Below are 25,855 nucleotides of genomic sequence, written 5' to 3'. Positions count from 1 at the left end.
GGAGTTACCGGTCCGTCAGCAGCCGCTGGAGGATGTCCCCGTAGGCGGGCCGGGTGACGAAGACGCCGATCAGGACGCCGAGGATCGTGATGATGGCGAACCCGCGCAGGTCGCCCAGGCTCAACACGGCCAGCGGCGAGAGCGCGATGATCGTCGTCGCCGCCGCCGCGCCGATGACCCAGAACGCCTTCCGGAAGCGCGACTCGAACACCCGCCTCGAGTTCACCTGGCCGTCGTCTAGCACCTCGTCGGCGATGATGACCAGGTCGTCGACCCCGGTCCCGACGACGGCGACGAAGCCGGCGACGTGAGAGAGGTCGAGCGGCATCCGGATCGCCGCCGCGAAGCCAAGCAGTATCACCACCTCGGCGGAAGCGGTGAGGATCATCGGTACCGCGACCTTGGGGTTCCGGTAGCGCAGGAAGACCATCCCGCTGACGGTCAACACCGCGAGGCCGCCGATGATCAGCGAGTAGAGCTTGAACTGATCCGCGAGCGCCGGCTCGAGCGAGAACACCTGTTCCTGGCTGAAATCCAGCGGCGCGGTCAGCGACCCCGAGTTCAGATTGACCGAGAGCCGGTGGGCGTCCTGCTGGGTGGGGACGATCATCTCGAACGTCGGCCCGTGGACCCACTGCCCGCTGGCCATGCTCTGGGCGAGGTCGTACCCCATCGGGTGGGCGTCGACCACCTCGTCGTCGACGACCGTCAGCAGACACCACTGGGGATTGGCGTGATCGTCGGAGAACTCGCCGGTATCCCGGTCGTACACCGACTGTGCACACCGGCCCTGCCCCTCGCCGGTGAACCCGAGGTCGACCATCGCCGACTGATACTCCTCGGCAGGGCTCGTTCCGTCGGGACCCTCGGTGCCGTCGATGGTCACGGGCACGTAGTGGTACCCCTCTTGGTTGTTGAACGACGCCATGCCGGGGTCGGCGATCTCGTCGCCTTCCAGCACCGTGGTGTTGGTCTGGCCGCCCTCGCCGTCGGGGTGGTAGGCGTCGATCCGGACCTCGCCGCGGGCGGTCAGGATGTCCCGGAGTTCCTGGGCGTCCATGCCGGGCACCTCGGTGACGATGTAGGTGGTGCCGTCGAGCGTCGACTCCTGGTAGACCTGGCCCCCGTCGAGGCCGCCCTCGTTGATCCGCGACTCGAGCGTCTGGACGATCTCCTCGCGGGTCTGGTCGGTGACGTCGAATTCGACGTCGTCCTCGGTGACGTCGAGGCCGGCCGACTGGAGCGCGTCGGCGAACTCCGCCTGGGTGACGTTGTAGGTGAACACTTCGGCGGTGTACTCGCCGTCGTCCTGGTGGTAGAGCACCCGCGCGTCGGCCCCCTCGAGGTCCGCGTTCTCGTAGTCGTACTCGAGGATCGCCGACTCGACCTCGTGGTCGGTGCCGGGTTCGATGTCGAGGTCGTCGACCATCATTCCGGTCGGCGGCGCGGCAACGCGTGAGCCGCCCTCGAGGCCGAGGCCGTACTCGAGGTTCGTCAGCCCCTGGTCGACGGCGTCGTCGTCCGCGATCGACTCCTCGGCGAAGATGCCGCCCGGGATGAACAGCGCCACGAGCGCGAAGCTGAGGAAGAAGACGATGATCAGGATCCGCCAGTACTCCTTGAGAAACGCCTTCGGCCCCATCATGATCGTACCCCGTGGAACTTGTACCACCGCAGCATGCTCAGGTTCAACATGTAGGTGTTCATCAGGTCGGCGGCGAGGCCGACGAAGAGGATGATCCCGATCGAGGCCAGCAACTCGACGCCGAAGTAGTACGCGACGACGCCCATCACGAGCATCGCCATCATCGACGTCAGCGTCATCGTGATCCCCGTCCGCATCGCGCGGCGGGTGCTCTCGTAGAAGTCACCCTCCCGTCGGAGGATGTGGTTGTTCAACAGGATGTCCGAGTCGACCGAGTAGCCGATCAGCATCAGGAGCGCGGCGACGGTCCCCAGCGAGAGCTGAATGCCGGCGATCGACATGAACGCAAGCGGGATCACGATGTCGGAGAACGCCGACACCACGATCGCGATCGACGGCACGAAGGTCCGGAACAGCAGGAAGGCGATGACGCTCATCCCGAGAAACGCCACGGCGAGCCCGAGCAACGCCGTCTGCTGGGTCTGTGCGGCGAAACTCGGCGACGCCGTCGACTCCTGCTGGACGATCTCCGCGTCTCCATCGGCATCGAGGTTGTCCCGGGCCTGGTTGGCGAGGTCCTGCATCTCGGACTGCTCGAGTCCCGCGAACTGCACGATGTACTGGTTGTCCGCGTCGGGCGAGTACGCCGCCTGGATCGAGTCCGGTTCGACGTCGAACGCGGTCTGGATGGCCTCCTCCGAGGAGGTCGTCTGTACCGTCAGTTCCGCACCGCCGGCGAAGTCCATTCCCAGCTCCACCGGCGTTCCGTAGATCAGAAACGACCCGCTCAACACCAGCACGGCGACCGCGAGAACCGCGAGCGGCACGGCTGCGAGTTGGCGGTTACTGTACCGGGTGTAGTTGACTTCCGGTACGTCGAAAGACCCCATGTATCGGACCACTGGGGACCCCCCAAAGTAAGCCTTCTCAATTTCTCCAGTATCTTCCCGGCGTGAACGATACCGTCGACGCGCGTCGTTTAACCGTCTCCGGGCCGTATCCACACCGAATGTCGGGTGAATCACGTCACGACGCGGACGCGAGGTCCCGAGGCGACGACGAGGTGTCGACGGCCGCACGCGTCGTCGTCTCTTACCCCGCTGACCTCTCTGACTGGGGTCGCTTTCAGGTCGAGAAACCCTCGTTCCGCGCGTTCCTCCGGCGAACCCGCGATCGAGCCCGCGAGGGCGACGTCTGGGAGGAGTTCGTCGGCGTCGGCTGCTGTGGCGACTCGCTGGACGTCCCGCTGCGAGTCGAACGGCTCGAGGGCGGGACCCGGATCGACGAGTCGACCGAAATCGAGTACGCGGTCCGCGAGGCCTGCGGAATCGAAGGCGGCTGGCTCGTCCAGAGCGAGGACGGCCCGGATCGGCCCTGAGATCGGTTCGCCGGCTCGAGGCCGTCGGCTCGTCGCGGTCAGTCAGGCAGGTAGCGAACGCTCAACACGCCGTCATCGACCGACCGACGGACCTCGACGCGGACCGCGTCCAGCCGCGCCGCGCGGGCGATCGTCTCCTCGTCCGCGAGGACGTCCTCGGCCGCCGACTCGACCTCCTCGCCCGGCAGCGGGAGGACGTGAATTTCGCCGGTGCCGGCCCGCTCCTCGGTGACGAGGTCGCCGACCTCGGCGTCGCCAGCGAGTTCCTTCGCGTGCTGGGTCGGCTCGAGGTCGCTGTCGACCAGTTCGATCCGCCGTCGGTTCTCGATCTCGATCACCTGCCACGTCACTTCCAGCGGTGGTTCCGGCGCGACGGTCGCCTCGAGGACGTCGTCGACCTCGAGGCCGGGGTTCGATCCGAGGGTGTGGACCTGGCTGGTCTCGACGTCGCGGAGGACCGCCGACTCCGCCTCGGCGTTGGTGACGACGAACGTACCCGTCTTTTCGCTCATGGTCGGTCGTAGGCACAGCGCGGTTTTCCGGGTTTCGCCTCGGCCGCGCGCCGCCCGTTCGGCGAATGACGGAACGCCTTTACCGCGAGCCGTCGCCCACTCGCACATGGACGTCGACATCGGGAACGCCCTGGCGTCGGTCAGTTCGCCGGGCGTCTCGCGGGCGAGCCTCGAGCGCCTGGACGGCCGGGTGGCCGAGGCCCACGAGCGCATCGCCGAGGGGATGGCGAACGCGGAGCACGGCTACGAGGCGCTGAACCTGCCGGAACGGACGGACCCCGACGAGATCCGGGCGGCCGTCGAGCCGGTCGCCGACTGCGAAGCGTTGATCACGGTCGGGATCGGCGGCAGCGCCCTCGGCGCGGCGACCATCGTCGACGCGCTCGAGGCGGCGGGCGACGGCACCGAAACCGTGTTCCTCGACAACGTCGATCCCGCGTGGGTCTCGCGCCGACTCGACTCGCTGCCGCTCGAACGGACGGCGATCAACGTCGTCTCCCGCTCGGGGACGACGGCCGAGACGCTGGCGAACTTCCTCGTGGTCCGCGAGACCTTCGAGTCGGCGGGCGTCGACTGGACCGAGCGAACGATCGTCACGACCGGCGAGTCCGGCCCGCTCCGGGACCTCGCCGACCGCCACGACCTCCCCGCGCTTTCGGTCCCCGATGGCGTGCCGGGGCGCTACTCCGCGCTGTCGCCCGTCGGTCTCGTCGCCGCTGCGGTCTGTGACCTCGATCTCGAGGCGTTGCTCGAGGGGGCCGCCGCCGAGCGCGAGACGCTTTCGGGATCGCTGTTCGAGTGTCCGGCCTACGCCTACGGCGCGACGAGCTACGCGCTGGACCAGCGGGGGGCCGCCGCGAACGCCGTGATGCCCTACGCGGAGTCGCTCGAGACGTTCGCCGAGTGGTTCGCCCAGCTCTGGGCCGAGAGCCTCGGCAAGGACGAACTCGGGCAGACGCCGGTCCGCGCGCTGGGCGCGACCGACCAGCACTCCCAGCTCCAGCTCTATCGAGCCGGCCCGCGGGACAAACTCGTCACCTTCGTCACGCCGCGGGACCGGGAGACGCGTCCGATCCCCGAGACGGACGTCGCGGCCCTCGCTTACCTGGGCGATTCGGGCCTCGGTGAGTTGCTCGAGGCGGAGTTCGAGGCGACCGAGGCCAGCCTCGCGGCCGCCGGCCGGCCCAACGTCCGGATCGAACTCGAGCGCGTCGACGCCACCGAACTCGGCGGACTCCTGTACGGCATGGAGGCGGCCTGCGTCCTCGCGGGCGAACTCTACGGCGTCTCCACGTTCGACCAGCCGGCCGTCGAGTGGGCGAAGAAGGCGACTCGCGGCCTCCTGGGTGGCGGGGAGTTCGAAGAAGCCGACGCCGTCGCCGAGAAGACCGAACTCCGCGTCGATCGCTGATACGAACCGCCGTCAATCGCTCCCGTCGCAACCTCGACTATGGTGCGGTTGCGCCGGGCACTCGTTACGGCGGTTCGTATGCCACCTCGAGCGTTCGGTCGGTATCGACTCCTCGCGCCGAATCCGTCGCCGGTCCCACCTCTGGAAACGGTGGGCCTATTTATCCCCGCGAGAACACTATCGTGATGACAGAAGCGACGCTGGACGAGACGCCGTCGTCCGACCCGGATGCGACCGTCGTCCCCGGGGTCGGTCTCGTCCTCGCTGCGGTATTACTCGTCGCGATCGGCGTACCGATTCGAGACGGCACGGACGCCCTCCCGGTGCTGCTCGCGGCCGGGTTCGCCGCGCTCGCGACGGCCGCGTTCCTCGGTCGACGCCAGGGCGTTCTCGAGCGATCGATCGGCGGCCTCCTCGCGGCCGGATCCGGCCTGGCGGTCGTCGCGTGCTCCGTCTACGCGATCAACGTCGGCGCGACGGGATCGGTGGTCGTACCCGGACTCGAGCAGTCGCTCTCGTTCGTCTTCGGGGCGTTTCTCGTCGGGGTCGCGGTCGTCGGCATCGGCGTGGCAGAGTACGCGGGCCTGACCGGTCGTGGCCTCCGCAGGCGCGCGATACGGCTGGTCGAAACCTTCGTCGTCGGCGCGGTTGGTCTGCTCTCGATGGATATCGCACTCGACTTGCTCGCCGTGCCGACGCTGGTGCTGTTCGGCGAACCTTCGGTGCTGGGGTTCGAACTGCTGAACTACCTCTCGATCGCCGTCGGCCTCGGCGCGGTCGCCGGCGGCTACCTCCTGGTGACCGATCGGGATCGATCGTTCGTCGACCTCCGGCTGCCGACGCTCCGAGACGCCGGCTGGATGATCGCGGGGGTCCTCGCCCTGTTCGGGCTGCTGATCGGGGCGTCGCTGGTGATGACCGCCGCCGGCGTCGAGACTGCCGACCACGGGACCGTCCTCGAGGCCGAGCAGAACCCCGAACTGCTGTTCGTCATCTTGCCCGCGATGGTGCTGATCGTCGGCCCGTTCGAGGAACTCGTGTACCGGAACGTCGTCCAGAAGTCGCTCTACGAGACGTTCTCGCGGTACGGTGCGGTCGTCGCCGCGAGCCTCGTCTTCGCGTCCGTCCACCTCTTGGCGTACGCGACCGCCGGTCCGGGGGAGATACTCGCCAGTCTGACGATGATCTTCGGGCTGTCGCTGGTGCTGGGGACGATCTACGAACGGACGGACAACCTGCTCGTCCCGGCGCTGGCACACGGCGTGTTCAACGCGGTGCAGTTCCTGCTAATCGCCGGTATCTAACGGCCGCCGGGAACGTCGAACTGGAGTGTGGGCTACTTACTGGGGATTCTTCCGCGCGACGCCGGTGCCACAGATCGGACAGCGGTCTTTCTCCTCGTCGAACTCCCGTCCACAGCCCTGACACTGGTAGTTCCAGTGGCGTTGCTCGTCGATTCCCTCTCGGGCGATCACTTCGACGTCGACGTTTAGCTTCTCCGCGACGTTTTGCATCGCGTAATCGTCCGTGACCAGTACGCCGTCGAGTTCGAAACTCGCGGCGATGAGGCGCACGTCGGTTTCCGAGAGTACCTCGAGGTCGCCCGACTCGCGGGCGGCCCGCTCGACTTTCTCCGTGGTGTCGTCGTTCGGAATGTGGATGTGCATCCCGGAGCCTTCCATCGCGTCGTAGCGGTAGGCGCTTTCGTCTTCGAGCTCGTCACGAACGAGCGGGATGGTCGCAGTCTGTTCTGACGTGTGGAAGTCGTGAATAAACGCCGAAGAATCGAGGACGTACATATCGTTAACGCTTGACGACGATGTAATCTTTCACCGCCTGCACGCGGTTGACGGGGACGCGAAAGCGACCGTCTTCGTCGACGTCGAAGTCGATCTTGTGCGTCGGTACCTCCTCGTCGGGGTCGACGATGAGATCGTGGAGTTTGCCCGATTTGACGTCCATCGTGATGTTGTAGAGGAGTCCGAGCTCGGTTCCGTCCGAGCCCATGACCGATTTGCCCGAGAGGTTTTCGGCGAGTATCTCGCTCATGCTACCCCGTACTGACTAGTCGGTATTAAAAACCACGGGGACGCGCAACAAACCGCGACGGCCGCGATTTCGACGGGGGACGTACCCCGTCCCTGCGTCCGGGACCGAAACCTGCCTCCGGGGCCGAAGTAACCGATCGCGTGCGGGCGCTCGATCCACGCAGTGGGCCATCGCAGCCAGCACGCATGACGATGGGTTTAACTACCGTCCTGCGGACGCTCTAGGCAAGACCTTCTCGGGTGGTTCACCATGTCGGATACCGATACGCGCGACCCCACATCTCTCAGGACCCCGATCGTCGCCGTCCTCGGACACGTCGATCACGGGAAGACGAGTCTCCTCGACAAGATCCGTGGCTCAGCGGTGATCGAGGGCGAAGCAGGCGCTATCACCCAGCACATCGGCGCTACGGCCGTCCCGCTAGACGTCGTCTCCTCGATCGCGGGTGATCTGGTCGATCCGGACGACTTCGACCTGCCCGGCCTGCTCTTTATCGACACGCCGGGACACCACTCCTTTACCACGCTTCGCTCTCGCGGGGGTGCTCTCGCGGACATCGCCATCCTCGTCGTCGACGTCAACGACGGCTTCCAGCCCCAGACGCTCGAGGCGCTCGACATTCTCAAACGTTCCCAGACGCCCTTCATCGTCGCCGCGAACAAGATCGATACCGTGCCAGGGTGGGACGCCAACGAGAACTCGCCGATCAACGACACCTACGAGCGACAGTCCGATCGCGTCACCTCCCGCCTCGACGAGCAACTGTACGAGATCATCGGCAACCTCTCGGACGAGGGCTTCTCCGCCGACCTCTACTGGCGCGTCCAGAACTTCCAGCGCAACGTCGGCGTCGTCCCCGTCTCCGCGATGACCGGCGAGGGCGTGCCGGACCTGCTGGCGGTGATGATGGGGCTGTCCCAGCGGTACATGAAAGAGGAGATGGAGATCGACGTCCAGGGACCGGGGGTCGGCACCGTCCTCGAGGTCAAAGAGGAGAAGGGCTTCGGGACGACGATCGACATCGTCCTCTACGACGGGACGATCCGGGCCGACGACAAGATCGTGGTCGGCGGGCAGAACGACCCGATCGTCACCGACGTCCGCGCGCTGCTCCAGCCCCGGCCGCTCGAGGAGATCCGCACCGAGAGCCGGTTCGAGAAAGTCGACGAGGTCAGCGCAGCGGCCGGGATCAAGGTCGCCGCGCCCGAGTTGGACGAGGCGATGGCCGGCGCGCCGGTCCGTGTCGTCCGCGACCGCGACCTCGAGGAGGTCATCACGGAGGTCCGGGCCGAACTCGCCGATATCGCCGTCGACACCGCCGAGGAGGGCGTCGTCGTCAAGGCCGACACCCTGGGGAGCCTCGAGGCGATGGCCGACGCGCTCGAAGAAGCGGAGGTCCCCATCGTCCGCGCGGAGGTCGGCGACGTCGCGCCACGTGACGTCTCGGTGGCCTCGACGGCCGACGATCCGAAACAGCAGGTCATTCTCGGGTTCAACGTCGACGTGCTCGACGACGCCGAGCGACGCGCCGAACAGGACGACGTAACCATCTTCACCGATGCGGTCATCTACCAGGTGGTCGAGGAGTACGAGGCGTTCGTCGAGGAGATCGAACAGGCCCAGCAGGACACCATCCTCGAGAACATCACCCGGCCCGCCCGGTTCCGGATCCTGCCGGATCACACCTTCCGCCAGAACGACCCTGCGGTCGTCGGCGTCGAGGTCGACGCCGGGACCCTCCAGAACAACACCCAGGTCGTGAAGTTCGACGGTAACGAACCCGAACGCGTCGGCGGGATCAAGGGCATCCAGGAACAGGGCGAGGACATCGACGAGGCCCGCAACGGCGACCGCGTCTCGGTCGCCATCGACGGCCCCACGGTCGGCCGCGACATCGAGGAGGGCGACCGCCTCTGGACCGAGATCCCAGAGAAACACGCCAAGATCTTAGAGCAGGAACTCACCGACGAGATCCCCGGCGACGAACTCGAGGCGCTGAACATGTACCTCGAGAAACAGCGCAATCGCGATCCGTTCTGGGGCAAGTGAGTCAGGGTCCGGCCCTCACCCGTCCCCGTCGACGTCCCCCGACGCCCCTCGAGCGTGCCGGTTTGCCCGTTCGCTGACCCTTCGAGGAGCCGAACGATGAGTTCGCTGCCGCTCTCGCCGTCCCCCCGTGGTTCGTGTTCGTATGGCGACAACTACGACACCGAGGAGACCTACTGCACCGTCTGCGACGAGGAGGTCGTCTGGCGGTTCAAAGACGGGGAGTTGCAGGAGACCTCGGTCATGACCTGATACCGCCGGGTCCACAGCTATCGATCGCCGGTTGACCCGATCACCATCGGTGGCGAGGACTGGCCAGTGATCTTATCGTTTCCGAATGTGAACGGTTTTGCATGCACCAACTCGGCTGGCTGCTGGCGACCGTCTACACGGGCGTCGCCGTCGGGTTGGTCTACAGTCTGGCGATCCGGGCACTCGAAGTGTTCGTCCTGCTGAGCGTGCTGTTACTGGTGTTTGCGATTCCGCAGTGGCTCGTCCTCTCGAGAGCCAACCGATCGACGGACAGGGCGACATCACGGGACGGGTGACGGGAAGCCGGCCTCGCGGGTACTCTCACGGGGGTGTGAATCTGGTATCCGTCGTCGCTTCCGTCCACGACGAATACGTCTTCCAACGGAACATAATATATTAACCAAAAATTAGAAAAATAAACCCGTTAGAGCGAGAGATATGAGTTCGTGCCACGATCGGTTATCGTATTTGACCCGATCTGCGAATCGTCCGCTGCTCCTGGAAGCGATCGACGAGCGGCCGAGCACCCCCTCAGAACTCGTCGATCGGTACTCCATTTCGCGAGCGACCGTCCAGCGAATCCTCAGCGATTTCGAGACGCACGGGTGGATCACGAAACGTGATGGGGAGTATCATCTGACCGCTGCGGGGGCGATAATCCTCGAGACGTACGACCACGCCATCACACGCGTCGAACAGGTCCTCGAAACGGAACCCGTCCTTCGGCGATTCGATCCGGGAAACGAACCGCCGCTTCAGCCGCTTTCCGAAAGTACGATCGTGGTCCCAACCGACGAACGGCCACACGCACCCGTCCTCTACTATCGGGAACAGGCCGCCAGTCGATCGATCGAGCCGAGCTACATCGTCGATCCGATCGTGAACTCCCTCTTCACCGACGTTCATCAGGACCTGTACGAGGCGAACGACGCCGTCGACGTGATCGTCGAATCGGCGTTCGAATCCCACGTCACGACCGATCGATGGCTGAAAGCCGTCGCTCCCGACGATCTCTACGTCTATTCCGGAGACCTTTCGATTGGGCTCGTTCTTTCGGAACGGAACGCACTGGCCATCCTCTACGACGCGGACCGATCCGGGCGGGTCTGTATCGACTGTTCGAACGAGGAACTGCGACGCTGGTTTGCGTCGTACGCGGAGTCGAAGAAGGCATCGGCCAGACGGTTCGCCGAGCAGCCTTCGCAGTGAGCGCCCGACCGACGGTCGACGGTTCGACCACTGCATGGCTCCACCCCCATCGTCGGTCACGCTCGAGTCCGTCGGTGTCGATCACTCACGCTCGAGTCCGTCGGTGTCGATCACTCACGCTCGAGTCCGTCGGTGTCGATCTCAGCCGGCCCGTCGAGGGGATGCAGCGGCTGAATCGTGTTTCGATGCGTGAAATTCGATCAGCGAGTAACTATAATCGATCGTGTATGGTAGCCGCGCCCGGGGTCGATACCCAATGACAGATCACCACGACGAAGCGGATTCGGCCGACGCGTCGTTCAACCGTCGAAACGTCCTCAGAATGAGCGCTGCGACCGCTGCGTTTACCGGTATCGGCGTTCCCGCCGTCAGTGCGGAGCGTCCGGCCGGGTTCGACGAAGTTACGGGTGCGGAAGCGACGCGGCTGTACGAACGGCTCCGGGAGACCGACGAGTTCGAGCGCCTCGAGCGGGCTGTTCTCGAGCGCGGCGGTTCGCTCGGCGACGACATCACTGCCGGAACGGTAACCGGTGACGAGCGACTCGAACTCGTTTCGGTTCCGATTACGGACGCGGACGCCGACGAAGCGCACCTCACGATCGGTCGGTCGCTCGATTCACAGCGGGTGACCATCGCGTCCCTCGAGTACGTCGAGAAATCCTTCGACCGATCGCCCGCGGACGTCGACTCCGTCGACGACGTCGAAGGAACGATCACCGCCCGCGTCGTCGATGGGCTGGACGGGATGGAGGAGTCGGTCCACGAGATACAGTTCGACGCGGACGAGTCGGTCTTCGAGTCGACGGACGCCGTCGCACCGGCGTTCGACATCGGGTGTTCGGGCTGTAAACTCGCCGTAACGCAGATCTGCCAGATCGGTTGTGGTGCGTCGACGGCCTTCATCTGTGGCGTCCTTTCCGGACTCGGTATTATCGCTGGTGGCGCGTGCTTCACGTTCACACAGGCCGCCTGTACGGCGATCGCGGCCATCGGCTGTGATTCCCCCGCCGAAGACATCTGTTCCCACCCGCAACTCGGCCTCTGTTGACGCCGTTCCAACGGTCCTCCCCGCTGAGCCAGCACACCAGCCCAATAACCGAAATATATTTGCTCGCCGACCGATAATGAAATATTGGTTGATGTCGGATGCCTCGAAGCCGCCTCGAGTTACTGACGTCGAATAAACTCGTCGTCGGGAACGGAGTACTCCTCGCCCTCTGTGGACTCGTCCTGTACGGTCTCTCCGTCGCCGACGTGTCGGCGTGGAACGGGATCGCGGCCGGCTTCGCGGTCCTGTCCGCCGTCTGTTACGGTATCGGGTTGGTGGTACTCGATCACCAGCCGCGATCCCTCGCAGGCGGGGGGTTAGGAGCACTCCTCGCGGCGGGACTCACGGCAGTTCTCGCACCGATCACGACGAGCGATGCGTTGGTCGTCGTCGCTGCTGGCGTCTGGGTCGTCGTCTCGATACCGGTCTTCGGCGACGTCGCAGGCCTGAACGGCTCCGACGAGCATGGGGAGTAGTCACGTCCGACGAATCTGGTCGGTCGCGCTCCGCCGTAGCGGCCGTCGGCTGGCGGCCGAGCGACGGCGACTGTTGCTGTTGTTCGCGGGCCTGCTCGTCACGACGCCGGCGTGGTACTACGGCGCTCGAGCCGTGTATCGGTACGGTCGGGCGTGGTCCGTCGGCGAGTCGCCGATTCCCCTCGCCGAACTTCTCACCGGACAACTGTCCGTACTGGGCGGTGTCGTCGTCGTTCTCGTCGTGCTTCGGACGATCCTCGAGGTGGGGTATCCCGACGAACCGGCGTTCGTCCTGCTTGCGGTCTCCGCGCCGGACGTCGCAACGGGGCTGGCCCTCGCGGAGTACGTTCGGGTCACGCTCGTTCTGGGCGGGCCGCTGATCGCCGTCTGGTCCGTCTTCGCTCTCGGAGCGGGTTCGCCGGCGCTCGTCCTCACCGGCGGGGCGACCCTCGCCGCGTTCCTCCTCGCGTGCGTCCTCGGTAGCTATCTCCTCGGACTGCTCGTGACGCCGACGCTCCGGTGGATCGACCGCCGCGTTCGGTACGCTCTCGTCGCAGCCCTCGTCGCGGCGGCGATGCTCGCCATCGATCGGGTTCCGTCGGCCGTCGCGGACGCCACGTCCGTCCTCGAGGCACCGGTTTCACTGTACGCACGTCTCGCGCTTCTCGGTTCGTCGGCGGGGCCGCTGCTCGACCCGCGTGTTGCGGGATCGATCGTCGTCGCGGTCGGGCTTCCGCTCGCGTTTCTCGGGGCGATCCGGGCGGTCACGCCCACGGTCTGGTGGCTCCCCGATCGATCCAGCGACTCCGAGTCGACGACGTCGGTCCGTGGCGGCTGGCTCCCGACCGGTCGGTTCCCGTCGGTTCACGTCGCGTGGGTACAGCTGCTCCGTGGCGTCCGAAACCCCGCACGCCTGGGCCACGTCTTCGTCGCTGCCTTCGTGTTGCTCCCGACGGTCGTCTCTTTCATCGGGGAACCGCTCGAGGTCGCACTGCTGGTCGCCCCGCCGCTTCTGTCGGTTGTGACCGCGTGGACTGCCGGTGCCCTCTTCTGTCTCAATCCGATCGGCGATAGCGCACCGATGTACTCGCAACTCGCCCTGGCGACCGTTCCCACGCGCTGTTTCGTCCTCGGTCGGATGCTCGCCGGACTGGCGGTCACGCTTCCGCCGGCGTCGCTCCTGATCGGCCTGGCGGGAATCGCCGGACCGATCACGGGATCGCAGACGGCGACGCTGCTCGGGTTCACGGCGTTGCTCTCGATCTGGGCGACGACGGTGGCCAGCGGTCTCGGTTCTCTGGTCCCCGCGACGCATCGATCGACGCGGGCGGACGGTCGGACCGTCACGACCCCGCATCTCGGCGTCATCGGGAGCTACTCGTTTCTCGTCGGCGTCGCCGGGCTGGGTGGGTTACTCCTCGTGTATTTGCCGTCGGCGTTCCGGATCGTCGTCCCGTCCGTCTCCACCGAGGCGATTCGGACGTGGGGTGGGATCGCGCTGTTCGGGACCTGTGTCGTGGTGGCCGGACTCTCGCTCCGGTACGCGACGGACAGATTCGGCCGATACGAGATAGCGTGACGAGCGTCGTCCACGGCCGAGGGAGAGGGAGGGTCAGACGGAACTCGAGGCACCGATCGGGTCGACGGTTCCGGCGCGGGTGCGTTCGATCGCCTCGCACACTGCCTCCGGATCGTCGATTGGGTCCCGATCACAGTGGAGGTCGAACCGGCGTCTGCGCTCGAGGACGAGTTCGTCGTCGGTCAGGCGGACGTCTTCGATAGCGTCCCAGGGGAGGAGCGTTCGCGCAAAGGGTCGCTGGACGACCAGTCCGGCCCGGTGTGCCCGGAGCGTCGGTACGTTCCATCGACCGCTCGAGTCGGCCGCGTTCCGCCGGCCGAGCCGAGTCGAGACCAGCATGACGACGCCGTAGACCGGCCACAACAACGCTCTGAGACGTCCCAGCAGGGCACCGAGAATCCCGAGACCGATCAGGAGACCGACAACGACGGTGAAAGACGTCCGGCCGGAGAGAAGCCCTACCGGGTGGTACTGCCAGGTCGCCACCGGTTCGTCGGCGGTGGCCGCCTCGACGTACCGGTTGCGGGACATGCGGTCGATCCCGTATGCCGCGGGGGCCGACAGGAGGGCGAACACGACCGTAACGAGGTAGATCCGGGTCCCGGGGTCGATCAGTTCGAAGGTGGCAGCGAACAACGTGACGGCGAACGCGAGCGGCGGCACGTAACAGGCAGCTCGTCGCCAGCGGGAGCGGCCGATCCGCTCGGGCAGACCGTGGCTTCGTCTCGCGATGACGTGGCCGGCGATCGTGACGACCGTCAGCGCGGTCGGCAGCACGCCAAGCAGCGTCGCGGTCGACACGTCGGCGGCCAGTCCCGCGATCGCTGCGACGCCGACCACGACGACGCCGAGATAGAACCCGAAGCCGGCCTGGAAGCCGATGTCGGGGGTGTCCACTTCGAGGGGCGGTGCGCGTCCGTGAGATGACACAGTATGCACACGTTCGAGCGCCGGCCACAAAATAAATACGGTCGTCCTCCAGGTGAACGATTCGGTGCTGCGGCGTTGCGCGGAACGCGAGCGGGAGGAAGGGGCAGGTTCGAGGGCGTTCGGCCGGGAGTGACAAGGACTGTCGGAGCCGGTACGGTCCCGAAATCGTTTTCAACCGGTCGCGCGGACACTCGGTATGCCGACGGACTCGGACACCCATTATGACCCCACGTTGGGGAACAAGTTCATCTTCGTCACCGGCGGCGTCATGTCGGGACTCGGCAAGGGGATCACGGCCGCCAGCACCGGCCGACTCCTGAAAAACGCCGGGTTCGACGTTACCGCCGTCAAGATCGACCCGTACCTGAACGTCGACGCGGGGACGATGAACCCCTACCAACACGGCGAGGTCTACGTCCTGAAAGACGGCGGCGAGGTCGACCTCGATCTGGGGAACTACGAGCGGTTCCTCGACGTCGACATGACCTCGGACCACAACATCACGACGGGCAAGACCTACCAGCACGTCATCGAGGCCGAACGCGCCGGGGACTACCTCGGCAAGACGGTCCAGATCATCCCCCACGTCACCGACGACATCAAACGCCGCATCCGCGAGGCCGCCGAGGGAACCGACGTCTGTATCGTCGAAGTCGGCGGCACCGTCGGCGACATCGAGGGAATGCCCTACCTCGAGGCGCTGCGACAGTTCGCCCACGAGGAGGACGACGACGACATTCTCTTCGCTCACGTCACGCTCGTCCCCTACTCGAAAAACGGCGAACAGAAGACCAAGCCCACGCAACACTCGGTCAAGGAGGTCCGCTCGATCGGCCTCCAGCCCGACGTCATCGTCGGCCGCTGTGAGGACCGCCTCGAGCCCGAAACCAAGGAGAAGATCGCCCTGTTTTGTGACATTCCGACCGAGGCGGTGTTCTCCAACCCGGACGTCGAGGACGTCTATCACGTTCCGCTGATGGTCGAGGACGAAGGGTTAGACCAGTACGTCCTCGAGCACTTCGGGCTGGCTGACGAGGCCCTGCCGAAAGGCGAACGGGCCAACGAGTGGCGCGAGATCGTCACCACCGAGAAAGAGGGCGCGGTCGACGTCGCGCTCGTCGGCAAGTACGATCTCGAGGACGCGTACATGTCGATCCACGAGTCGCTGAAACACGCCGGCTTCGAACTCGGGGTCGACGTGAACGTCCACTGGGTCCACGCCGACGGGATGGCCGACGAGTACGACGACCAACTCGAGGCCGTCGACGGGATCATCGTCCCCGGCGGCTTCGGGATGCGCGGCACCGAGGGGAAGATCCGCGCGGTCCGGTACGCCCGCGAGAACGACGTTCCCTTCCTGGGGCTCTGTCTGGGCTTCCAGATGGCCGTCGTCGAGTACGCCCGGAACGTGTTGGGTCTCGAGGGCGCTCATTCCACTGAGATGGACGAGGACACGCCCCATCCCGTCATCGACATCCTGCCCGAGCAGTACGAGGTCGAGGACATGGGCGGGACGATGCGGCTGGGCGAGCACACGACCGTCATCGAACCCGAGACGCTCGCGTACGACCTGTACGGCGACACCTCGTGTTCGGAGCGCCACCGGCACCGCTACGAGGTCAACCCCGAGTACTTCGAGCACTTCGAGGACGAGCCGCTGACCTTCTCCGGCACCGCCGGAAATCGCATGGAGATCCTCGAACACGAGGCCCACCCCTACTTCCTCGGGACGCAGTTCCACCCCGAGTACACGTCCCGGCCGGGCCAGCCGAGTCCGCCCTTCCTGGGACTGGTCGAGGCGATCCTCGAGCAGTCGCCGGCCGGCGACACCGATACGGACGACGACGCCGAAACGGAGGTAACCCACTGATGGTCGAGACAGAGACGTTCGTTCCGGAGGCAGTAGCAGAGATCGACGAGGAAATCGGCGACGCGAACGCCGTCATCGCCCTCTCGGGCGGGGTCGACTCCTCGGTCGCCGCCGCCTTAGCCTACGAGGCCATCGGCGACCGACTGACGCCGGTCTACGTCGACACCGGGCTGATGCGCAAGGGAGAAACCGACCAGATCCGCGAGACGTTCGACTACATGGAGTCGCTGCGGGTCGTCGACGCCAAAGACCGGTTCCTCGAGGCCCTCGAGGGCGTTACCGATCCCGAGGAGAAGCGGTCGGTTATCGGCGAGCAGTTCATCCGTGAGTTCGAGCGCGAGGCGAAAGACGCCGACGCGGACTACCTCGTGCAGGGGACGATCTACCCCGACCGCATCGAGAGCGAGGGCGGGATCAAATCCCACCACAACGTCGGCGGCCTCCCCGAGGTCGTCGATTTCGAGGGGATCGTCGAACCCGTCCGCGACCTCTACAAGGACGAGGTGCGCGAGGTCGCCCGCCACCTCGGATTAGAGGAGATCGTCGCCGAGCGGATGCCGTTCCCCGGCCCCGGCCTCGCAGTCCGCGTCATCGGCGAGGTCACCGAGGAGAAACTCGAGGTCGCCCGCGAGGCCAACCACGTCGTCGAGGAGGAACTCGAGGAGTACGAGCCCTGGCAGGCGCTCGCGGCCGTGATCGGCAAGGCGACGGGCGTCAAGGGCGACAACCGGGTCCACGGCTGGGTCGTCTCCGTCCGGTCGGTCGACTCCCGGGACGGGATGACCGCCCGCGCCCAGGAGATCGACTGGGAGACCCTCCAGCGCATCCAGTCGCGCATCACCGGGACCAACGAGAACGTCGCCCGCGTCGTCTACGACGTGACGCACAAACCGCCCGCGACCATCGAGTACGAATGAGCGACGCAACTGGAACGCAGGCGATCGTTGCCGGCCCCGACGAGGACGACATCGGCTCGGCGCTCGAGGCCGAGGGCGTGGACGTCACGCGCGTCGACGGCGTCATCTCCCGGCCGCAACTCGAGGACGCGGGGATTCTCGAGGCCGACCTCTACGTGCTCACCGACGTCGGCCAGGCGACGACGATTCCGATCGTCTGTGACCTGAACGAGGACCTCCGGACCGTCGTCTACGACCGCCAGACGGTTCCGGAGTTCGTCACGGCCCAACTCGACCTGGCGGTCGATCCGCGACTGGTCGACGCGAGCATGGTCGCCGAGGAGTTGCTCGCCTAACACGTCCGGCTCGTTGCCGCGACTCGCGCTATCGATCGTGAGAAATCACCAGTTATTCCGATAGTTCCGGGTATAAACGGTTAGACTGCTGTTATCGGCCGATTGAACTCGGGTTAATTTGGCGGAAATTCGTCGTAAGAACGGTATACCGTCATCCCCGTTCAAGTGGGTCCCGGCCCTTTCATCGGATGGAGGTCGACGGGCAGACCCCACCGAGGCACCCCACGCCTGTTCCCGTGACTTCCAGCAATCCCACCACAGCACCCTTCCCCCCACCATTGCCATACCGTTTCGACGCGGACCTCCATACGTCCGCGTCGCGTCCTGCGGTTCTGGCGCTCGGGGCGGACGTTCCGCCTCGAGTTCGTTTCTGACGACGGACCGACGGGTCGACCGCGCAGTCGTCCGCTGGAGCCACCGTGGCTCCCTTACCCGTCTCCCGTCCAGTCGATCGCGTCGCGAAGCCGCCGGAGCACCGGGATTTCCTCGAGTCGGTCCTCGGAGAGCAACGTCCAGTCGACGCCGTCGGGCCGGTCGCCGCCGTCGGGGCGGAGGACCCGCTCCGGCGTCACGACCAGATCCATCGGGACGTCGTGTTCCCCGGTGTCGACGGGGTCGTCGATCACCTGGCGTTCGTGGACCGTCGTCGCGACCGGCGTCCGGTCGTCGACCAACCCGAGGTCGCGCAGGATGGCGTACTCGAGATCGCTGTAGCCCTCCCCTTTGCCGATGCGAGCGCCGTCCTGCTCGCTTCTCTCGCCGCTCGCCCCGTCTCCTCGGGAGGCGCGAACGGCCACGCTACCGGAGACGATCAGATCGATCCCCTCGACGGCGTCGGGGCCGACCTGTTCGCCGTGTTCCGCAGACCCCGAGACCGTCGTCGCCGCGTCGTAGTCCTCGAGTTCGGCGGGGTCCAGTTTTAGAAAACACTGCTCGTCCCGCAGGCGCGGCACGGCCATGTAGACCGTCTTCCCCTCCCGCAGTGCGCGCCTGCGGACCGGCAACTGGGGCGCGTCCGGATTCGCCTTGATCGTCTCGGCGGCCGTCCACTCGGGCTGGTCGGCCAGTCGCTCGGCCGCCCGCTTCGCCCCCTCGAAGTTCGGGATGCGCCCGTGGGGCGGAAACGGGAAGCGCGCGACGCCGCTGTCCTCGAGGTCGTCCCAGACGCGCTCTCGGATCGCGTCCTTCTCGACCGGCTTGCTCATCTCACTCGTCCTCCTCGTCCGGTTCGTCGACCGCCGCGAGCGTCGTCAGATGCGTCGCCTCGGGCAGGATGATCTCCTCGGTCGCGAGTCCGGCGGCGTCGGCGTTGCCGGGGAGACAGAACACGGGCGTCCCCTCGGCGACGCCCGCGAGCGTTCGCGCGGCGACCACCCGCGTGCCGACCGCGTCGTAGGCTAGCTGGGTGAACAGTTCGGGGAACGCCGAGAGGTGTTTCTCGAGCAACGGCTCCGTGGCCTCGATGGTCACGTCGTCGGGTTCGATGCTTGTCCCGCCGGCGGTGATCACGAGGTCGACGTCCTCCCGGTCGATAATCCGCAGCACGATCGACTGGACGCGGTCGTGGTCGTTCACGACGTGTTCGCGCGTGACGATGTCGTGGCCCGCCTCGGCCAACGCCGTCTCGATCCGCTCGCCGGCGGCGTCGGTGTCGAGCGACCGGTCCGTCGAGATCGTGATCAGCCCCGTTCCGAGCCCCTCCTCGGCCGACGCCGTACGCTCGTCGGCCGACTCGGTGCCCGCGCGTGCGCTGGACTCGTCCATACGACCGTGTCGTCAGTCCACGAATAAAACGCTGGCCGGTCGCGGCGGGCGTCGATCGTCGATCGGAACGACGTCCGAGCGCCCCGTGACCCAACCGTTATGGCTCGCGTTTCCGTCTACCCACCTGTATGCAGGCTGTCCAATTCAGCGAGCACGGCGACACCGACGTCATCGAGTACGACGAGTATCCGGACCCGGAGGTCGGGCGCGGCGAGGTCCTCGTCGACGTCAAGGCCGCGGCGCTCAACCACCTGGACATCTGGACGCGCCGCGGGATGCCCGGTCTTGACCTCGAGATGCCTCACATCCCGGGCAGTGACGGTGCGGGAATCGTCGAGGCGGTCGGCGAGGACGTCACCCGGTTCGAGGAAGGTGACCGCGTCGCGCTCTCGGCCGGCTGTGGCGACCTGCGGCTGGACGATCCGACGATGGACCCGAACTACTACATCATCGGGGAACACGTCCCCGGCATCCACGCCGAGTACGCCGCCATCCCCGAGGAGAACCTGATTCCGGTTCCCGAGGACGTCGACTGGACGGTCGCCGGCTCGAGCTGTCTGGTCTTCCAGACCGCCTGGCGGATGCTGATCGACCGCGCCGACCTCGAGGCCGGCGAGACGGTGCTGGTGCTGGGGGCCAGCGGCGGCGTCGGCCACGCGGCCCTCCAGATCGCCGACTACGCGGGCGCGGAGGTGTACGCCACCGGCAGCACCGAGGAGAAACTCCAGTACGCCGAGGATCACGGGGCGGACTACGTCTGTAACTACGAGGAGCAGAACTTCGCCGACTGGGTATACGACGAGACCGGCGGCCGCGGCGTCGACGTCGTCGTCGAACACGTCGGCGAGCCGACCTGGCGCGACTCGCTGAAGAGCCTCACCAAGGGCGGCCGACTCGTCACCTGCGGCGGCACCGCTGGCGGCAGGCCCGAGACGGACATTCCGCGGATCTTCTGGGAACAGCTCCAGATCATCGGCTCGACGATGGCCACGCCCGACCAGGTCGACGACGTCATGGAACTGGTCTGGGACGGCACGTTCGAGCCGGCCATCCGCGAGGAACTGCCGATGAGCGAGACCCCGCGCGCCCACGAGATCATCGAGAACCGCGAGGGGTTCGGCAAGGTCGTCGTGCGGCCGGACAGCGAACGCTAGGCGGGGGCAGTATCGCGTCCCGGTCGGTGCCGTGCGCGCTCGAGGACGACCCACGTCCCCTGGGAGTCGGTCCCAAACCGTGACTGCTTTCACACGGGAGTCGCAACTACCCGGCGTGAGTTCGAGCGACGACGGCGGCTACGTGCACGATCCGTCGGATTTCGACGAGGACGGCGCTCGGCGGGACGACGAGGGCGACGACTGGGTCGACGACCCGGCCCACCCCGCGACGGCCGACCGTGAGTTCGACTGGCGCGGCTGGCTCCTCGTCGGCGTCATCGTGTTCGCGTTCATTATCGCGCCGGGCCTGATACTCCTGATTCCGCCGGACGTCGAGTACCGGTTCGCGCTGATCATCCTGCCGCTGTTTCCCGCGTTGCTACTCGCGTTGACGGCAGTCTGGGCGACGACGCGTCCCTGACGCGAGGAAAACGGCGCTCAGGCTCGGGACTCGAGGGTGTCCTCGAGTCGGTCGCGGACGGCCGATCCGTGGACGCTGTCGGACTCCGGAACTGGCTTTTCGTCGAGATAGCGCTCGAGCAGGTCGACCAGTGCCGTCGCTTGGCGGCCGGTAAACGTCTCCCGGCCGGCTTCGATCGCGTCGAGGGCCTCGAGCGCCCACTCGGGCGGCTCCTCGTCGGCGTCGATGGCCTCGTCGATCCGGGTCGTCAGGGCGTGGTGGACGACCCACTGCTCTTCTCTGGAGAGCGTCACCTCGTGCGTCTCGGGTTCCGGTGCTGGGGAACTCATTGCGTCACACGGACCGATTCCGTCGGTCCTCACCCGACGCTACGAAGGGGGTGCTAATAAGCCTTGTTGCGTGGTACCACGCGCCACCGGCGTTCCGTCGGTCGATCCGCGGGCTCGTTTCCGGGCTCGTTTCCGGGCGATGTAGCGGTCTGGACGGTCTGACGGCTCGGAAAAGCTTGGTAGCGGGAGGTCGGTCCGCTCTCTCTGGCCTACGTGACACTGAACGGTGAGGTCGAACGGAGGATGTCGAATTGAAGCGTTCTGCTATCGTGGACACGGGGAGTGGCCACACCCTCCCCAGCCGATTCACTCGCTCCCGTCGTCTGCTCACGGGCACGTTGTGCCCGTTCGCATGGTATGCGGGACCTCGGTCCCGCACTAGTCGCTCGTTCATCCCTCGCGCGGTTTCATCGAGCGACCTCCCTCTCGGTCGGCCGCTCGATAGCACGCGCCACCGCAGGCTGGTGGGGTAGGACGGAACGATACTTACACGGGCTGGACTGAACGTTCGGCAGGAAGTACAGGAACCGACTACCGGGTGTCGCGGCGCATGGCGATCTCGAACCAGGGACAGAGGCGAAGCTGTCGGTACCACTCGGGGTGGGTGTGGAGTCGCTCGTAGGGGACCCACATGAGGCCGGCGACCTCCTCCTCGTTCGGCTCGAGGCTGCGGTCGGAGAGGGTCAGTTTGAGGACGGCACAGACCTCGTGTTCGACGCCAGCGTTCTCGAAGTAGCGCTTGTACTCGAAGCGGTCCGTCAGCCGGAGGTCGTCGTACTGGTCGGGCGTGATGCCCAGTTCCTCCTCGAGCCGTTCCCGGGTCGCCTCTTCCTGGCTCTGGCCCTCGACGGGGTGGGAGGCGACGGTACCGTCCCAGTAGGTGCCCCACAGGCGCTTGTCGGGCGCGCGCTGGGCGAGCAGGATGTTGTCGTCCTCGTCGAAGACCAGCGAGGTGAACGCACGGTGGCGGATGCCCTCGCCCGTGTGGGCCTCGAGCCGGTTGACGACCTCGAGTTCGTTGTCGTCGGCGTCGACGGCGATCACGTCTTGGCCCGCGTTCTCGTGTACCGGGCCGTCGTCGTGCGTGCTCATATCGACCTCATCGTAGACGACTTTGAAACCAGTATCGACCCGCGGTCGTCGGCGCGGTTCGTTCGGCAACGATCGCTACGTCGTCTCGAGCGGCCAGCCCTGGTCGGGATCCGGCTGGTAGCCGTCGCCGACGACGACCTCGAGCGCGCCCGCGTGCGTCTCGAGATCGAGCGCGTCGGTCTCGAGCAACTCGCCGTCGAGGCTGTACTCGACGGCCCGATCGCGGCTCTCGATGGCCAGTGACGGCGTCCGCCGCCGAACGAGGCGGCTCCCGTTCCCGAACAGTCCCTCGAGGGCCGCGTCGCCCAGCAGTTCCGTGGCCGCCGCGTCCTCGACGACGGTAACTTCGAAGAAGCCGTCCTCGACGTCGGCCTGGGCGGTTCGCGTCCCGTTGAACCGCCGGCAGTTGCCGACGAGGACGAACAGCGCCTCTCCTTCCCAGCGATGCGGCCGCTCGTCGTCCGGTCCCGGTGCTGTCTCCACGCCGAGTCTAAGCGAGTCGAACTCCCGGACGGTCTCGAGAGTGTTTTTCACGTACGCGAGCACGCCGAGTTCGCGCTTGCTCTCCGCGGAGGTCTCGGCGCTGGCCTCGGCGGTGACGCCGCCGATACAGGAGTTGACGAACGCCCGGCCGTTGGCGAATCCGAGGTCGATCGCGCGGCGGCGACCGTCCTCGATCAGTTCGAACGCGTGCTCGAGGCCCTCGATCCCGACGTTCGTCGCGAAGTTGTTGCCCGTCCCGGCTGGGACGACGGCGACCGTCGTCGACTCGAGGGCGTCCGCGTTGACGACGCCGTTGACGACCTCGTTGACGGTGCCGTCGCCGCCGACGGCGGCGATCAGGTCGGCCTCGTCGGCCGCCGCCTCGGCGAACCGCTCGGCGTCGCCGCCCTCCTCCGTTCGTCGGACCTCGAAGCCGTACTCGCCCGCCAGTTCGACTGCGTCGTCGACGTGATCCTGGCTCCCGCTGACCGGATTGAGCACGAGGACGCGGGAGGGGTTCGAGCCGGGGCCGTCGCTCGCATCGGATCCCATGCCGCGGGAAACGCCGGCCGTGCGCAAAAGGGCCTGCCCGGCGTATGCGCTCTCGTGTACGCCATCGACCTGCACGCCCACACGCGCTTCTTCCACGGTCGCCGCTCCCTCGGCGACCGCTTCGACCCGCTCGGCGTCCGACTACTCGCCGGAGCGGCCGCCTGGCGTGGTCTCCAGGGCGTCGCGACGACGAACCACGACTACTACACCCCGCTCGATCCGCCCGGCGACGTCGAGACGATTCCCGGCATCGAGATCACGACCGACCGGGGCCACGTCCTCGTCGTCGGGCCGGACCCGCCCCGGGAGACGGAGCCCGGTGCGCTCACACCGGCCGAGGCGGCGGAGCTGGCCCACGACCGCGACTGCGTGGCGATCGTCGCCCACCCGTTTCGCAACAGCACGGTCCGCGAACTCGAGGACGTCCCCTTCGACGCGATCGAGGTCAACGGCAAACACCCCCGATCGCAGCCGCTCGTCGAGGAACTGGCCGAGAGCCGCGACCTCCCGCTGGTCGGCGGCAGCGACGCCCACTACCCCTTCGAGGTGGGACGGGCCTACACCATCGTCGACGCCGACCGGCTCACGCCCGGGGCGGTCGTCGACGCGGTCCGCGACGGCCGGGTGCGCGCTCGCGTCGCTCGCTCCTCGTTCGATCGACTGCTCAGACGCGGCTACCGGACGGTCCACCGCAAGAAGGGCGTGATCGACGCGCTCGAGGAGCCGACGCCGGGGGTCGGGACGCCGCCGGGCGAGACGGACGACTGAGGCGGACTGCCCGCTCTCAGCCCAGTTCCTCGTCGAGGATCAGTCGCGTCTTCGTGCTGACCACCTCTTCCTGATCGCGGGCCTGGGTGATGAGGTCGTTCACGCCGCGCGTGTCGGCGGCGTCGACGACGAGGACCACGTCCTGCTCGCCCGAGACCATCCAGACGAAGTCGACCTCGTCCCACTCGGCCATCCGCTCGGCGACGGCCTTCGTGTCGACGTCGACCGCGACGCTGACCTCGATCATCGCCTTGACGTTGCCCGTCCGCGTCGAAATCGTGAACCGTTCGATGACGTCGTCGTCCATCATCCGTTCGACGCGGTTGCGGACGGTCCCCTCGCTCGTGCCGATCTCGTCGGCGATCTCGGTGTACGGCGTCCGGGCGTCTCGCCGCAGGATGTCGAGAATCTGCCGGTCCAGTTCGTCCATGGAGATGCGAGTGTAGCACCAACGGCCACTTACCGATTACGAATTTCGTAACTGAGCTTCGAAGACAACACTTATGGCGGTGTGTCCGATACGTAGTTCGTAATGACACCGGCCTACGTTGCACTGGAAGGCGGCCACGTACTCGAGGGGCGTGGTCGTGCTCCGGGCACAGCACGCGGCGAACTGGTCTTCACGACGGCCTACACCGGCTACGAGGAGAGCCTGACCGACCCGTCCTACGAGGAACAGGTCCTGACCTTCTCCTACCCGCTGATCGGCAACTACGGCGTCCGCGAAGAGCGGTTCGAGGACGACCGCGTCCACCCGCGTGCGGCGATCGCCAAGGAGTTCACCGCCGACGTCGCCGACTGGCTCGCGTCGGAGGGCGTCCCGGCGGTCGACCACCTCGACACCCGCGAAATCGTCACGGACATCCGCGACGAGGGCGCGATGAAGTGCGGCATCGCCGTCGGCGAGGACGTCACCGAGGCGGACGCCCTGGCCGAACTCGAGCAGTGCAAGGCGATGAGCGAGCACACCGACATCGGCGCACAGGTCAGCGTCGACGACCCCGTCGTCCACGGCGAAGACAACGGCGGCGAGACCGTCGCGCTCGTCGACTGCGGCGCGAAGGGCTCGATCGTCGACTCGCTGCTGGCCCGCGACGCCGAGGTCCACGTCCTCCCCTACGACGCGACGCCCGCGGACGTCGAGGCCGTCGATCCCGACGTTCTGTTCATCTCCAACGGACCCGGTGACCCCGCGAACTACGAGGCGGCGATCGACCTCGTCCAGGAGTTCGTCGCGGACACGCCCGTCGCCGGCATCTGCCTCGGGCAGCAGATCGTCGCCGAGGCGCTCGGCGGTTCGACCGAGAAGATGACCTTCGGTCACCGCGGCGTCAACCAGCCCGTGCTCGACCTCGAGTCGGGGCAGGTCGTGATGACCACGCAGAACCACGGCTACACCGTCGACGATCCGGGCGAACACCTCGAGGTGACTCAGATCAACGTCAACGACGACACGCCGGAAGGACTCGACGGCGTCGAGTACGACGTCATCACCCGCCAGTACCACCCCGAAGCCAACCCCGGCCCGGAGGACACCCTCGACTTCTTCGACGACGTGCTCGCGATGGCCGACCCGCGAGCGTCCACGGCCGTTCCCGCCGACGACTGATCGGCCGCCGTCCCGCCGTCGACCGC

29 protein-coding genes are annotated in these 25,855 nt (G+C 66.6%); 17 read left to right on the top strand and 12 right to left on the bottom strand.

Annotated features, from left to right (window positions below; all coding sequences use genetic code 11):
- Positions 1-4: 4 nt before the first annotated feature.
- Complete coding sequence (locus TX79_RS06945) at positions 5-1,642, bottom strand: preprotein translocase subunit SecD (protein WP_049926676.1); 1,638 nt, start codon at positions 1,640-1,642, stop codon at positions 5-7.
- The gene (gene secF / locus TX79_RS06940) at positions 1,642-2,535 is read right to left on the bottom strand and encodes a protein translocase subunit SecF (protein WP_049926674.1); all 894 of its coding nucleotides are present in this window, start codon (positions 2,533-2,535) and stop codon (positions 1,642-1,644) included. The genes TX79_RS06945 and secF overlap by 1 nt, the downstream gene beginning before the upstream one ends.
- A gap of 119 nt (positions 2,536-2,654) precedes the next feature.
- Here secF and TX79_RS06935 point away from each other — a divergent pair, with 119 nt between their 5' ends.
- Positions 2,655-3,023 carry a hypothetical protein gene (locus TX79_RS06935; protein WP_049926672.1) on the top strand — a complete coding sequence of 123 codons (369 nt, stop codon included), beginning with the start codon at positions 2,655-2,657 and terminating at the stop codon, positions 3,021-3,023.
- Positions 3,024-3,061: 38 nt separating this feature from the next.
- On the opposite strand, the gene TX79_RS06930 is transcribed toward TX79_RS06935, so the two are convergent.
- Positions 3,062-3,535, bottom strand: a complete 474-nt coding sequence (locus TX79_RS06930) for a DUF5812 family protein (protein ID WP_049926669.1) — start codon at positions 3,533-3,535, stop codon at positions 3,062-3,064.
- A gap of 106 nt (positions 3,536-3,641) precedes the next feature.
- Between TX79_RS06930 and TX79_RS06925 the strand changes: the two genes are divergently transcribed.
- Complete coding sequence (locus tag TX79_RS06925) at positions 3,642-4,946, top strand: hypothetical protein (RefSeq protein ID WP_049926668.1); 1,305 nt, start codon at positions 3,642-3,644, stop codon at positions 4,944-4,946.
- Positions 4,947-5,131: 185 nt separating this feature from the next.
- The gene (locus TX79_RS06920; protein WP_049926666.1) at positions 5,132-6,250 is read left to right on the top strand and encodes a CPBP family intramembrane glutamic endopeptidase; all 1,119 of its coding nucleotides are present in this window, start codon (positions 5,132-5,134) and stop codon (positions 6,248-6,250) included.
- Positions 6,251-6,286: 36 nt separating this feature from the next.
- Here TX79_RS06920 and TX79_RS06915 read toward each other — a convergent pair whose 3' ends face one another.
- Both TX79_RS06915 and TX79_RS06910 read right to left on the bottom strand, forming a co-directional pair.
- Positions 6,287-6,745, bottom strand: coding sequence for an NOB1 family endonuclease (locus tag TX79_RS06915; protein ID WP_049926664.1), 459 nt, complete (start codon positions 6,743-6,745; stop codon positions 6,287-6,289).
- A 4-nt stretch (positions 6,746-6,749) separates the two neighbouring features.
- Positions 6,750-6,995, bottom strand: coding sequence for a PRC-barrel domain-containing protein (locus TX79_RS06910; RefSeq protein WP_049926661.1), 246 nt, complete (start codon positions 6,993-6,995; stop codon positions 6,750-6,752).
- A gap of 249 nt (positions 6,996-7,244) precedes the next feature.
- On the opposite strand from TX79_RS06910, the gene infB reads away from it, so the two are divergent.
- From infB to TX79_RS06880, 7 genes are all read left to right on the top strand, one after another.
- Positions 7,245-9,044, top strand: coding sequence for a translation initiation factor IF-2 (infB, locus tag TX79_RS06905; RefSeq protein WP_049926659.1), 1,800 nt, complete (start codon positions 7,245-7,247; stop codon positions 9,042-9,044).
- 96 nt (positions 9,045-9,140) lie between these two features.
- Positions 9,141-9,293 carry a hypothetical protein gene (locus tag TX79_RS19245; protein WP_154660471.1) on the top strand — a complete coding sequence of 51 codons (153 nt, stop codon included), beginning with the start codon at positions 9,141-9,143 and terminating at the stop codon, positions 9,291-9,293.
- 101 nt (positions 9,294-9,394) lie between these two features.
- Positions 9,395-9,589, top strand: a complete 195-nt coding sequence (locus tag TX79_RS06900; protein ID WP_049926657.1) for a hypothetical protein — start codon at positions 9,395-9,397, stop codon at positions 9,587-9,589.
- Between the two features lie 142 nt (positions 9,590-9,731).
- Positions 9,732-10,502 carry a transcriptional regulator FilR1 domain-containing protein gene (locus tag TX79_RS06895; protein WP_081655504.1) on the top strand — a complete coding sequence of 257 codons (771 nt, stop codon included), beginning with the start codon at positions 9,732-9,734 and terminating at the stop codon, positions 10,500-10,502.
- Between the two features lie 256 nt (positions 10,503-10,758).
- Entirely contained in the window at positions 10,759-11,550 is a 792-nt protein-coding gene (locus tag TX79_RS06890) for a halocin C8-like domain-containing protein (protein ID WP_049926653.1), read from the top strand.
- A gap of 98 nt (positions 11,551-11,648) precedes the next feature.
- Positions 11,649-12,026, top strand: coding sequence for a hypothetical protein (locus TX79_RS06885; RefSeq protein ID WP_049926651.1), 378 nt, complete (start codon positions 11,649-11,651; stop codon positions 12,024-12,026).
- On the top strand, positions 12,016-13,605 hold the full coding sequence (locus tag TX79_RS06880; RefSeq protein ID WP_049926649.1) for a hypothetical protein: 1,590 nt from the start codon (positions 12,016-12,018) through the stop codon (positions 13,603-13,605). The genes TX79_RS06885 and TX79_RS06880 overlap by 11 nt, the downstream gene beginning before the upstream one ends.
- A 33-nt stretch (positions 13,606-13,638) precedes the next feature.
- Here TX79_RS06880 and TX79_RS06875 read toward each other — a convergent pair whose 3' ends face one another.
- Positions 13,639-14,535, bottom strand: a complete 897-nt coding sequence (locus TX79_RS06875) for a PH domain-containing protein (RefSeq protein WP_081655503.1) — start codon at positions 14,533-14,535, stop codon at positions 13,639-13,641.
- 196 nt (positions 14,536-14,731) lie between these two features.
- Between TX79_RS06875 and TX79_RS06870 the strand changes: the two genes are divergently transcribed.
- Genes TX79_RS06870 through TX79_RS06860 form a run of 3 tightly spaced genes read left to right on the top strand, consistent with a single transcriptional unit; the run spans position 14,732 to position 17,657 of the window.
- Positions 14,732-16,405 (top strand): CTP synthase, encoded by a 1,674-nt coding sequence (locus tag TX79_RS06870; protein WP_049926645.1) that lies wholly within the window; start codon positions 14,732-14,734, stop codon positions 16,403-16,405.
- On the top strand, positions 16,405-17,322 hold the full coding sequence (gene guaA / locus TX79_RS06865; RefSeq protein ID WP_049926643.1) for a glutamine-hydrolyzing GMP synthase: 918 nt from the start codon (positions 16,405-16,407) through the stop codon (positions 17,320-17,322). Before TX79_RS06870 ends, guaA begins: the two co-directional genes overlap by 1 nt.
- Positions 17,319-17,657: a DUF7126 family protein gene (locus tag TX79_RS06860; RefSeq protein WP_049926641.1), complete on the top strand. Its 339-nt coding sequence runs from the start codon at positions 17,319-17,321 to the stop codon at positions 17,655-17,657. Before guaA ends, TX79_RS06860 begins: the two co-directional genes overlap by 4 nt.
- 428 nt (positions 17,658-18,085) lie before the next feature.
- Here TX79_RS06860 and TX79_RS06855 read toward each other — a convergent pair whose 3' ends face one another.
- Positions 18,086-18,862, bottom strand: coding sequence for a 5-formyltetrahydrofolate cyclo-ligase (locus TX79_RS06855; RefSeq protein ID WP_049926639.1), 777 nt, complete (start codon positions 18,860-18,862; stop codon positions 18,086-18,088).
- Position 18,863: 1 nt separating this feature from the next.
- A complete protein-coding gene (locus tag TX79_RS06850; RefSeq protein ID WP_049926637.1) occupies positions 18,864-19,421 on the bottom strand; it encodes a MogA/MoaB family molybdenum cofactor biosynthesis protein in 558 nt (185 codons plus the stop codon).
- 128 nt (positions 19,422-19,549) lie between these two features.
- On the opposite strand from TX79_RS06850, the gene TX79_RS06845 reads away from it, so the two are divergent.
- Both TX79_RS06845 and TX79_RS06840 read left to right on the top strand, forming a co-directional pair.
- On the top strand, positions 19,550-20,575 hold the full coding sequence (locus TX79_RS06845) for a zinc-binding dehydrogenase (RefSeq protein ID WP_049926635.1): 1,026 nt from the start codon (positions 19,550-19,552) through the stop codon (positions 20,573-20,575).
- Between the two features lie 115 nt (positions 20,576-20,690).
- Positions 20,691-20,996 carry a hypothetical protein gene (locus tag TX79_RS06840; protein ID WP_049926633.1) on the top strand — a complete coding sequence of 102 codons (306 nt, stop codon included), beginning with the start codon at positions 20,691-20,693 and terminating at the stop codon, positions 20,994-20,996.
- A 17-nt stretch (positions 20,997-21,013) separates the two neighbouring features.
- Here the strand turns inward: TX79_RS06840 and TX79_RS06835 are convergent, their stop codons facing one another.
- The 3 genes from TX79_RS06835 to TX79_RS06825 all read right to left on the bottom strand — a co-directional run bounded on the left by TX79_RS06835 (position 21,014) and on the right by TX79_RS06825 (position 23,452).
- On the bottom strand, positions 21,014-21,325 hold the full coding sequence (locus tag TX79_RS06835; RefSeq protein ID WP_049926632.1) for a DUF7853 family protein: 312 nt from the start codon (positions 21,323-21,325) through the stop codon (positions 21,014-21,016).
- 531 nt (positions 21,326-21,856) lie between these two features.
- Positions 21,857-22,417 (bottom strand): NUDIX hydrolase, encoded by a 561-nt coding sequence (locus TX79_RS06830; RefSeq protein ID WP_049928311.1) that lies wholly within the window; start codon positions 22,415-22,417, stop codon positions 21,857-21,859.
- 75 nt (positions 22,418-22,492) lie between these two features.
- Positions 22,493-23,452 carry a diacylglycerol/lipid kinase family protein gene (locus tag TX79_RS06825; protein ID WP_049926629.1) on the bottom strand — a complete coding sequence of 320 codons (960 nt, stop codon included), beginning with the start codon at positions 23,450-23,452 and terminating at the stop codon, positions 22,493-22,495.
- A 54-nt stretch (positions 23,453-23,506) separates the two neighbouring features.
- Between TX79_RS06825 and TX79_RS06820 the strand changes: the two genes are divergently transcribed.
- The gene (locus TX79_RS06820; RefSeq protein ID WP_049926628.1) at positions 23,507-24,220 is read left to right on the top strand and encodes a PHP domain-containing protein; all 714 of its coding nucleotides are present in this window, start codon (positions 23,507-23,509) and stop codon (positions 24,218-24,220) included.
- Positions 24,221-24,236: 16 nt separating this feature from the next.
- Here TX79_RS06820 and TX79_RS06815 read toward each other — a convergent pair whose 3' ends face one another.
- Positions 24,237-24,650, bottom strand: coding sequence for an Lrp/AsnC family transcriptional regulator (locus tag TX79_RS06815; RefSeq protein ID WP_049926626.1), 414 nt, complete (start codon positions 24,648-24,650; stop codon positions 24,237-24,239).
- 102 nt (positions 24,651-24,752) lie between these two features.
- Between TX79_RS06815 and carA the strand changes: the two genes are divergently transcribed.
- A complete protein-coding gene (gene carA, locus TX79_RS06810; protein ID WP_049926623.1) occupies positions 24,753-25,829 on the top strand; it encodes a glutamine-hydrolyzing carbamoyl-phosphate synthase small subunit in 1,077 nt (358 codons plus the stop codon).
- Positions 25,830-25,855: the final 26 nt, after the last annotated feature.

Source organism: Halopiger goleimassiliensis (assembly GCF_000455345.1).
Classification (GTDB): Archaea; Halobacteriota; Halobacteria; order Halobacteriales; family Natrialbaceae; genus Halopiger_A; species Halopiger_A goleimassiliensis.
This window is presented reverse-complemented; position numbering and strand designations above follow the sequence as displayed.

Excerpts from the sequence above, each read along its gene's own strand:
- TX79_RS06945 (WP_049926676.1), bottom strand. The coding sequence starts at position 1,642 with ATGGGGCCGAAGGCGTTTCTCAAGGAGTACTGGCGGATCCTGATCATC.
- secF (WP_049926674.1), bottom strand. The coding sequence starts at position 2,535 with ATGGGGTCTTTCGACGTACCGGAAGTCAACTACACCCGGTACAGTAAC.
- TX79_RS06935 (WP_049926672.1), top strand. The coding sequence starts at position 2,655 with ATGTCGGGTGAATCACGTCACGACGCGGACGCGAGGTCCCGAGGCGAC.
- TX79_RS06930 (WP_049926669.1), bottom strand. The coding sequence starts at position 3,535 with ATGAGCGAAAAGACGGGTACGTTCGTCGTCACCAACGCCGAGGCGGAG.
- TX79_RS06925 (WP_049926668.1), top strand. The coding sequence starts at position 3,642 with ATGGACGTCGACATCGGGAACGCCCTGGCGTCGGTCAGTTCGCCGGGC.
- TX79_RS06920 (WP_049926666.1), top strand. The coding sequence starts at position 5,132 with ATGACAGAAGCGACGCTGGACGAGACGCCGTCGTCCGACCCGGATGCG.
- TX79_RS06915 (WP_049926664.1), bottom strand. The coding sequence starts at position 6,745 with ATGTACGTCCTCGATTCTTCGGCGTTTATTCACGACTTCCACACGTCA.
- TX79_RS06910 (WP_049926661.1), bottom strand. The coding sequence starts at position 6,995 with ATGAGCGAGATACTCGCCGAAAACCTCTCGGGCAAATCGGTCATGGGC.
- infB (WP_049926659.1), top strand. The coding sequence starts at position 7,245 with ATGTCGGATACCGATACGCGCGACCCCACATCTCTCAGGACCCCGATC.
- TX79_RS19245 (WP_154660471.1), top strand. The coding sequence starts at position 9,141 with ATGAGTTCGCTGCCGCTCTCGCCGTCCCCCCGTGGTTCGTGTTCGTAT.
- TX79_RS06900 (WP_049926657.1), top strand. The coding sequence starts at position 9,395 with ATGCACCAACTCGGCTGGCTGCTGGCGACCGTCTACACGGGCGTCGCC.
- TX79_RS06895 (WP_081655504.1), top strand. The coding sequence starts at position 9,732 with ATGAGTTCGTGCCACGATCGGTTATCGTATTTGACCCGATCTGCGAAT.
- TX79_RS06890 (WP_049926653.1), top strand. The coding sequence starts at position 10,759 with ATGACAGATCACCACGACGAAGCGGATTCGGCCGACGCGTCGTTCAAC.
- TX79_RS06885 (WP_049926651.1), top strand. The coding sequence starts at position 11,649 with ATGCCTCGAAGCCGCCTCGAGTTACTGACGTCGAATAAACTCGTCGTC.
- TX79_RS06880 (WP_049926649.1), top strand. The coding sequence starts at position 12,016 with ATGGGGAGTAGTCACGTCCGACGAATCTGGTCGGTCGCGCTCCGCCGT.
- TX79_RS06870 (WP_049926645.1), top strand. The coding sequence starts at position 14,732 with ATGCCGACGGACTCGGACACCCATTATGACCCCACGTTGGGGAACAAG.
- guaA (WP_049926643.1), top strand. The coding sequence starts at position 16,405 with ATGGTCGAGACAGAGACGTTCGTTCCGGAGGCAGTAGCAGAGATCGAC.
- TX79_RS06860 (WP_049926641.1), top strand. The coding sequence starts at position 17,319 with ATGAGCGACGCAACTGGAACGCAGGCGATCGTTGCCGGCCCCGACGAG.
- TX79_RS06855 (WP_049926639.1), bottom strand. The coding sequence starts at position 18,862 with ATGAGCAAGCCGGTCGAGAAGGACGCGATCCGAGAGCGCGTCTGGGAC.
- TX79_RS06850 (WP_049926637.1), bottom strand. The coding sequence starts at position 19,421 with ATGGACGAGTCCAGCGCACGCGCGGGCACCGAGTCGGCCGACGAGCGT.
- TX79_RS06845 (WP_049926635.1), top strand. The coding sequence starts at position 19,550 with ATGCAGGCTGTCCAATTCAGCGAGCACGGCGACACCGACGTCATCGAG.
- TX79_RS06835 (WP_049926632.1), bottom strand. The coding sequence starts at position 21,325 with ATGAGTTCCCCAGCACCGGAACCCGAGACGCACGAGGTGACGCTCTCC.
- TX79_RS06830 (WP_049928311.1), bottom strand. The coding sequence starts at position 22,417 with ATGAGCACGCACGACGACGGCCCGGTACACGAGAACGCGGGCCAAGAC.
- TX79_RS06825 (WP_049926629.1), bottom strand. The coding sequence starts at position 23,452 with ATGGGATCCGATGCGAGCGACGGCCCCGGCTCGAACCCCTCCCGCGTC.
- TX79_RS06815 (WP_049926626.1), bottom strand. The coding sequence starts at position 24,650 with ATGGACGAACTGGACCGGCAGATTCTCGACATCCTGCGGCGAGACGCC.
- carA (WP_049926623.1), top strand. The coding sequence starts at position 24,753 with ATGACACCGGCCTACGTTGCACTGGAAGGCGGCCACGTACTCGAGGGG.